9 protein-coding genes are annotated in these 6,027 nt (G+C 69.0%); all 9 read right to left on the bottom strand.

What is annotated here, in order from left to right; translation table 11 throughout:
- On the bottom strand, positions 1–939 hold a 939-nt coding region (locus EPN31_RS15940), incomplete at its 3' end, for a hypothetical protein (protein WP_291775566.1).
- On the bottom strand, positions 936–1,634 hold the full coding sequence (locus EPN31_RS15935) for a DUF262 domain-containing protein (RefSeq protein ID WP_291775563.1): 699 nt from the start codon (positions 1,632–1,634) through the stop codon (positions 936–938). The genes EPN31_RS15935 and EPN31_RS15940, both read right to left, overlap by 4 nt.
- A 161-nt stretch (positions 1,635–1,795) precedes the next feature.
- Complete coding sequence (locus EPN31_RS15930; protein WP_015447811.1) at positions 1,796–2,479, bottom strand: hypothetical protein; 684 nt, start codon at positions 2,477–2,479, stop codon at positions 1,796–1,798.
- Between the two features lie 255 nt (positions 2,480–2,734).
- On the bottom strand, positions 2,735–2,947 hold the full coding sequence (locus EPN31_RS15925) for a hypothetical protein (RefSeq protein WP_015447812.1): 213 nt from the start codon (positions 2,945–2,947) through the stop codon (positions 2,735–2,737).
- Complete coding sequence (locus EPN31_RS15920; RefSeq protein WP_015447813.1) at positions 2,944–3,423, bottom strand: hypothetical protein; 480 nt, start codon at positions 3,421–3,423, stop codon at positions 2,944–2,946. Before EPN31_RS15920 ends, EPN31_RS15925 begins: the two co-directional genes overlap by 4 nt.
- A gap of 321 nt (positions 3,424–3,744) precedes the next feature.
- Positions 3,745–4,734 carry a hypothetical protein gene (locus EPN31_RS15915; protein WP_015447814.1) on the bottom strand — a complete coding sequence of 330 codons (990 nt, stop codon included), beginning with the start codon at positions 4,732–4,734 and terminating at the stop codon, positions 3,745–3,747.
- A 20-nt stretch (positions 4,735–4,754) separates the two neighbouring features.
- Entirely contained in the window at positions 4,755–5,036 is a 282-nt protein-coding gene (locus EPN31_RS15910; protein ID WP_015447815.1) for a hypothetical protein, read from the bottom strand.
- 405 nt (positions 5,037–5,441) lie between these two features.
- Positions 5,442–5,639, bottom strand: a complete 198-nt coding sequence (locus tag EPN31_RS15905; RefSeq protein WP_291775548.1) for a hypothetical protein — start codon at positions 5,637–5,639, stop codon at positions 5,442–5,444.
- A gap of 110 nt (positions 5,640–5,749) precedes the next feature.
- Positions 5,750–6,027 (bottom strand): hypothetical protein (locus EPN31_RS15900; RefSeq protein ID WP_291775545.1); only part of this gene is annotated, 278 nt, incomplete at its 5' end.

Here is a 6,027-nt window from a genome sequence, read left to right as displayed (position 1 = left end):
GAACTCCTTGTAGCCGCCGCGGAAGCGCACCAGCACGACGCCCCGCGGCGACGGGATCATCTGGCGCACGAGGGCCGGGTCTTCCAGCGCTTTGGCGACCTGGTCGACCATCGTGTGATCGAGGCCGCCCTGGTCGAGGCACAGCAGGAGCTCTTCGTCGAAACTCAGCAGGTCCTGGTAGATCACCAGCGGTTCATCGCGCGCCGCCGGCTCGCCGTTCGCCAGCGGCAGCACCTCGACGCCCTGGCCGGTGTAGATCTCCAGATTCGTAACCATGCCTCGAAGGCGGTCGAGGTCGGACAGCTGGTTCTTGGCATTGGCCAGCAGCGCGCTGGCTTTCTCCTGGTGAAAGCGTGCCAGCGCGCGGGCCTGGTCCCCGAGTTCGTCGCTGTGTTCCTTGATCCACGCCACCTGGGCATCGGCGGACGCCTTGAGCGCGTCGGCATGCTGGGTCATGGCCTTCAACCCGTCTTCGGTGGCCAGCTCCTGCCCAGTCGCGCCGCCGACGTTCAGGCGTGGCTCCTGGCCTAGCCGCAGGGCCTCGGCATCCACGGGCGGGGGCTGGCTCATCGCCTCCTGGGTGAGGCGCATCGCGTCGATAAGCGCCGCCATTTCTCGGCTGCGCACGGCGTCGCCGTCGTGGGCGAGCTCCCAGTCCTTCTCGAAGTCGTCGGCGTGGATGCGCAGCGGGATCTGATAGCAGCGCTCCCAACCGGGGTGCGGCGCCAGCACGATCACGTGATCGTCGCCGTCAGCCTTCTCGATGTCCTGCAGCAGCAGCACCTCGCCGGCGTCCACGCCGTTGTACTTTCCGCGGGTGTCATCCCGACCTTCGACGTCGTGGCGAGCACGCCAGTACTGGCCCGGGGCGGGGCCGGCGATGCGCTCGACGGTCGCGCTGGCGGCGGCACTGTGGTGGGTGACGGTCAGCTCTTTCATGCCGCGCGCTCGGCGAGGGAGTCATGCCTGCTGGCGCCCTCCAGTTCGAGGATGCGACCGCGCAGCGTGCGGAGGGCAGCGGTCGCCTCGGCGGGCAGGGGGCTGGCGTGGTCGGCCATGGCCATGGCGCGTTCGAGCGAGATTGCGGCGTCGCTGGAGGTTGCCGCCCCGCCGCGACCGCCGGTGGCTCGCTGGTTGGCCGCGTGCGGGGTACCACCGTAGTTCAGCCGATCGTAGATCTCCCGCAAAGTCGCTTCGTCGGTCGCCCCCATTTCGATCGACGGGAACGACACCCGGTAGAACCGCCGCCGGCGCTCCGCGAGCGAGAGGTCCGCAAAGCGAGTGCTACCGAACACGGGGAACTCGCCCGCCGCGAAGGCGCGCAGCGCACTCAGCCGTTGCTGGCCGTCGAGGAGCAGCCCGGCCCACGGCTGGCGCACGCCATCGTGGTCCCAGTCCCACTCGGTGGTGACGTAGTACCCCGTGCCCAGGCCCAGGAAGATGCCCTCCACGAAACGCACCTGCTGCTGGCGCGTCCAGACTGCCGGGCGCTGCCACACGGGCAGGACCAGGCCGAGCAGGCTGCGCTCGCCCTCCCGCAGATGCGTGGCCGGCGCCATCGCCAGCAGGTGCTCGACATCGAAGGCGCGCTCGCATCCGAAGAGGATGGGTGAGGGAAGGGTGGATGGATGCATGGGATGGCCGTTGACGGGGTGGTGACCCATGGTGTGCCAGGTCGCTCGCGGCGCAAGCGGCGGAGGCAGGGGTCGTGCGTTGTCGCGGCTGGACGAACCGGAAGGGCGACCGCCTCGCCTCCAACGCGCTTCATGGCTTCCGCGAGGCTGATCGCGGCGCCTCAATGATTGTCATAGGTGCGCCGGTAGGCGGCGGAAGCCAGCTGCTCGCAAGCGAGTTCGCGATCCACCGTGTAGTCGCCGAGCGCGCAGCGCACCATCTGTCGCATGACGACAAGCATCTTCGGGGAGGGCGGTTCGCGCAGCTGCAGGTCAATGAGACGCAGCGTTCCGAGCGCGATCGCCTGCGCCTCGCGGTTGAGGTCTGGGAGGTGCGCCGCGGCGTCGCCGCCGGCGGCCGTAGTCAATGCCGCAGCGTTGAGCAAGGCGGCGATGCGCTCTGCATCACCCTGGCCGCCGACCACGTCGCACACCGTGTCGTCGCCACACTTCACGCACCAGCCCGACTCGTGCCGCCCGCCGGCGGGGAAGGCGGTGTAGCTCTCGGCTGTGTAGGGGACGGTGTCCGGTGTGTCCTGCGGCTTGTCCTGCGCAGAGCCCGCGGGCGACGTCGCGCCAACGTCGACCGTCTCGACGGCCAACTCGATTTCCTCGCGATTGCAGGCGTTGCACGCGGCGCCGTCGTCGTGGAGGCTGGAGACGATCCAGTCTTGCGTGGCGACGTCCCACACCATGGTTGCGGTGCGCATCACGTCGTCGCTGCCGCAGTGGGGGCACACCTTGCGTACGTGTGCGCCAGCATCGCCGGCAGGGCTCTCGGGGAGATTCGAGGTGGTTGGCAGCATGGGCACTCCGGGCGGCTCGTGGATGACCCATGGTGCCCCGAGCCTGAAACCGCGCAACGCCTGTGGGCTGCAGCGCGCGACCGGCTCGCCACTGGAGGCTGCACGGTCCTGGCCGGACGGCCACGTGGTCGGCCGTGGTCATTGCCGTGCCGATCGGTCCCCAGCGTCGCCGTAGCCGGCGTCGACGCGCACGACAGCGACCTGCAGGCCGCCCTCGCGGGCAACGAGACGGGCGATCAACGGCTCTCGCGGGGCTTAGGGCACCGCTCGGTGTGCGATCCGCCCGAACTCGCTCCCGGCCATGCGGCCTGGGTAGTAGCCGCCCGACGCCGGGACGAAATGCACGGTTTCGCCGCGACCGGCCGGCACGACGGCCCGGACATCCACGGTGACCTGTCTGTCCGGGTAGGCCAGCACGTACCTCTGGCCAACCTCGATGGCAGCGGTAGCCCGCACCGTGCGGCTCATGCGTTCGCGCACGTGGTCAGTTCGCGGGGGACGGCGACGGCGGCCCGGGCGGCGATGTCCACGCCGGCGCGGACGGGTGGCGCCGCGTCGATGCCCGCCAATTGCCGGCGGATGTCGCTGGCCAGCTCGTGCTCTTCACGGAAGAAGGTCTCGCTGTCGGGATCGAGCCCCAGGCGGCGCGCATCGGCGCCGCACAGAGCGAACATGTACCAGCACTGCGAGCCGCGGCGTGAGGCGGTCACCAACCACTGCGATGAGCGATCCAGCACCACGAAGGCGAAGGGCTCGCCGTCGGCGCCGTGCAACCGCACACCCCGCTTCATGCGCTGCGCGTATCCGTCCGGCGCGTTCTGCAGCGACCGCGAACCGGCTTGCACGGCACGCGTGAACGCCGCACGGCCGATCAGGTAGCTCTTGCCGCCGATCGACAGATGCGGGGTAGGTGGCGGTGAACGTCGGGCGTGGTTCGAAGGCATGGTGACTCCCTTGGCAGAGGTGCGGCCAGGCCATCATCGGGCGCGCGATGACTGCGGCAAGATGGCGACGATCGAGATTCTTGACGGAGCGCGCGATGTCGCACTATCGTTCTGGCCAGCATCGTTGAGCCACGCTCCGTTGCACCGTATGTCCCGCGACGACACCCACCACTCTCATTTTTGGATCGTACGATCCAAATTTGCTGTATCCGGTCGGCATGTTCAGCCGTACGTCCGAACGTGCGTACGATCGTCGTCGGACCGGGACGCTGAGCGGTGCTGTGCGCCCGGTGAGGGCCATGGCTGGCGCCGGTGCCGCGGCTACGCAGGCAAGGCGTCCAACATGCTCTGGCTGTATTCCCACCGTCGGTCGCCGGCCAGGGCCGAAGCGCAGCCGGCCGCGGTGTAGAGCCGCTCCACCAGCGCCGCTTCCACCACGCGCGCGTCGGCAAGGGCGATGTGTTGGCGCGCCGACGGCAACGATCCCTGCAGCCAGGCGCGAAGGCGGCTGGCGAGGCGCGGCGGGGCGGCCAAGCGGTGCAGCACCAGTTCCACCGCATGGACCGAGCTGCCTGACTCGACGGCGACGACCAGTCGGCCTGTGGTGCGCAGATGCGGCCGTGACTGCAGCAGGCTCGCCACCAGTGGTACGTGGAAGTCCTCATTCAGCAGCTGGAAGTCCGGGCGCGCCTCGCCGCCGGCCCGCTGGCGCACCAGCAGCCAGTCGTCATCGCCCCCGTTGCTCTGCGCCGCCTGTAGCGTGCGGGCGACGAAGTGGAAGCGGCGGCGCCCGATGTCGGTGAGATCGAGTTCGTGCTCATCCCATCCGGGTGGAATGTCGTTTTCCTGGAAGGACGCACATGGGAAGGGGTGCCAGGTGCCGTCCGGGTCCAGTACCTCGATGTCAGCGTGAGGGATGCCGGTCGCCGACCAATCGGCATCGCCGTCCAGCGGGTCGGTGCGCCAGTAGAGCCAGGCGCTTCCCGGCAGGTATTCGTCGTCGCCACGTTGCATGCTCGCGAGGAAAGGGTGATCGGCGCGCACCCGCTGCAAGACGGGCGTCGAGATCGCCTCGGACCACCCCAATGCAACGGGCAGCTGAAGGTCGCAGCGGGCGTCGGCCAGCGTGCGCCACATCGAGATGCGAAACACCCCATGGCCGGGCGGCGCCGCGGCGAGCGCATGCTCCAGCTGGTGGTGCGCGAACGGATTGTTGGTCTGGGTCCGGATGCGGCGCGCACGCAGGACGTTGTCCGCGCCCTGTTTCCGCAGGTCCGCCAGAGAGTCGTAACGGTAGAGGTAATCGGCCATGCAATGGATTCCCGGCGGCCTCAGGCCGCGTGGCAGGCGCACGAGCAGCCGTCATCGCAGAGCGAGTGCACGGGAGCGTCGTCGCCCTCGAAGAGGCCGCGCGGCGGCTGCACGCGGTAGGCCTTGAAGTCTTCGCGCGTGGCAGTGCGGAAGGTGTCGGCTGCCGTCCGGATGAAGGTACCGTCGAGCCAGCTGCGGCCGCCGCGGATCACCGAGCCGGCGAGAATCGTGTAGGACGGCTGACCCTCGCGCAGGCAGCACAGCGTGTTTTCGTTGGAGACGAAGTACTCGACCTTGCTCATACGACCTCGCGCGAGATTCCCGGGATGTCGATCAGCATGCGCCGAACGACCCGTGGCGCAAGACGTGCAAGGCTCGTCGCGCAGGATCCGCGGCCCGACGGTATGCAGCGTCCAGCCAGGACCGGGGTCAGTGAGCCGACGGGGCGTCGACCGCGCCAGCGCCCGGCGGTTGATCCGCTCGAAGGCTTTCGAGGATGCGTGATCGCTCGGCCGCGTCTTGGCCGGTCTTCTCGGCGGCCGCCCCAGCATGGTACGGCGATGTGCCGATCACCGCCTAGGCCGAGGAGCGCACTCTTTCTCCATGCCGTACGCCAATGCTCGGTTGACGCGGTCGCGCTGCGACGGGGGTACATCCCAGGACCTACCCACGCCAGCGGTACCGCTCCCTCTGCGCCGCTCTACGCATCAGCTGTTGAGCGTGTTCTCGATGAAGCTGTCGATCTGGTCCGACGTCATACCCTCATGGCGACCGCTGCACGTCAGGATGTCGCCGACGTTGCCGTCGTTGGGCGCCACTTCGCCGAGGTCCAGCGCCCGTTGCAGGAGGCGCAGGCCGGCCATTACCGCATCGCGCTGGGGTTCGTTGAGGGTCAGTTTCAGCATGGCGGAAGCTCCGGCAGGTGAGTGGACGTGGTGAGCCACCATCGTGCCGCCGAACGTGATGCCGGCAAGGGTCTGCCGTGGATTCGCGTGAGCGTCGCGGGCCGACAACGCTACGCGACCGACGAGGGACGCGCCGCCTTCGCCGCCGATGCCTTGGTCTCAAGGAACGTGATGGCGGATGCGTACGCGCTGATCACCCGGCGCTTGGCCGATCCGCGCCGCGCGCACGTCAACGTGACGCGGCCCTTGTCCATCGCGACGCTCTCGATGGTCGCCGAGCTGTAGACCACGCCCTCCAGCCGGATCGCCCGCAGGCGCCCGCCCTCGGCCAGGCCACGGGTCTGGATGATCGTCCGGCCCGACTCCTGACGGCGTTCCTCCTCGACCT

This window comes from Castellaniella sp., from assembly GCF_004321985.1.
In the GTDB taxonomy this organism is placed as follows: domain Bacteria; phylum Pseudomonadota; class Gammaproteobacteria; order Burkholderiales; family Burkholderiaceae_B; genus Castellaniella.
Note: the sequence above shows the minus strand (reverse complement) of the source record. Positions and strands in the feature narration are given on the sequence as shown.

Coding starts and splice junctions, on each gene's coding strand:
- EPN31_RS15935 (WP_291775563.1), bottom strand. CDS start 1,634: ATGCATCCATCCACCCTTCCCTCACCCATCCTCTTCGGATGCGAGCGC.
- EPN31_RS15930 (WP_015447811.1), bottom strand. CDS start 2,479: ATGCTGCCAACCACCTCGAATCTCCCCGAGAGCCCTGCCGGCGATGCT.
- EPN31_RS15925 (WP_015447812.1), bottom strand. CDS start 2,947: ATGAGCCGCACGGTGCGGGCTACCGCTGCCATCGAGGTTGGCCAGAGG.
- EPN31_RS15920 (WP_015447813.1), bottom strand. CDS start 3,423: ATGCCTTCGAACCACGCCCGACGTTCACCGCCACCTACCCCGCATCTG.
- EPN31_RS15915 (WP_015447814.1), bottom strand. CDS start 4,734: ATGGCCGATTACCTCTACCGTTACGACTCTCTGGCGGACCTGCGGAAA.
- EPN31_RS15910 (WP_015447815.1), bottom strand. CDS start 5,036: ATGAGCAAGGTCGAGTACTTCGTCTCCAACGAAAACACGCTGTGCTGC.
- EPN31_RS15905 (WP_291775548.1), bottom strand. CDS start 5,639: ATGCTGAAACTGACCCTCAACGAACCCCAGCGCGATGCGGTAATGGCC.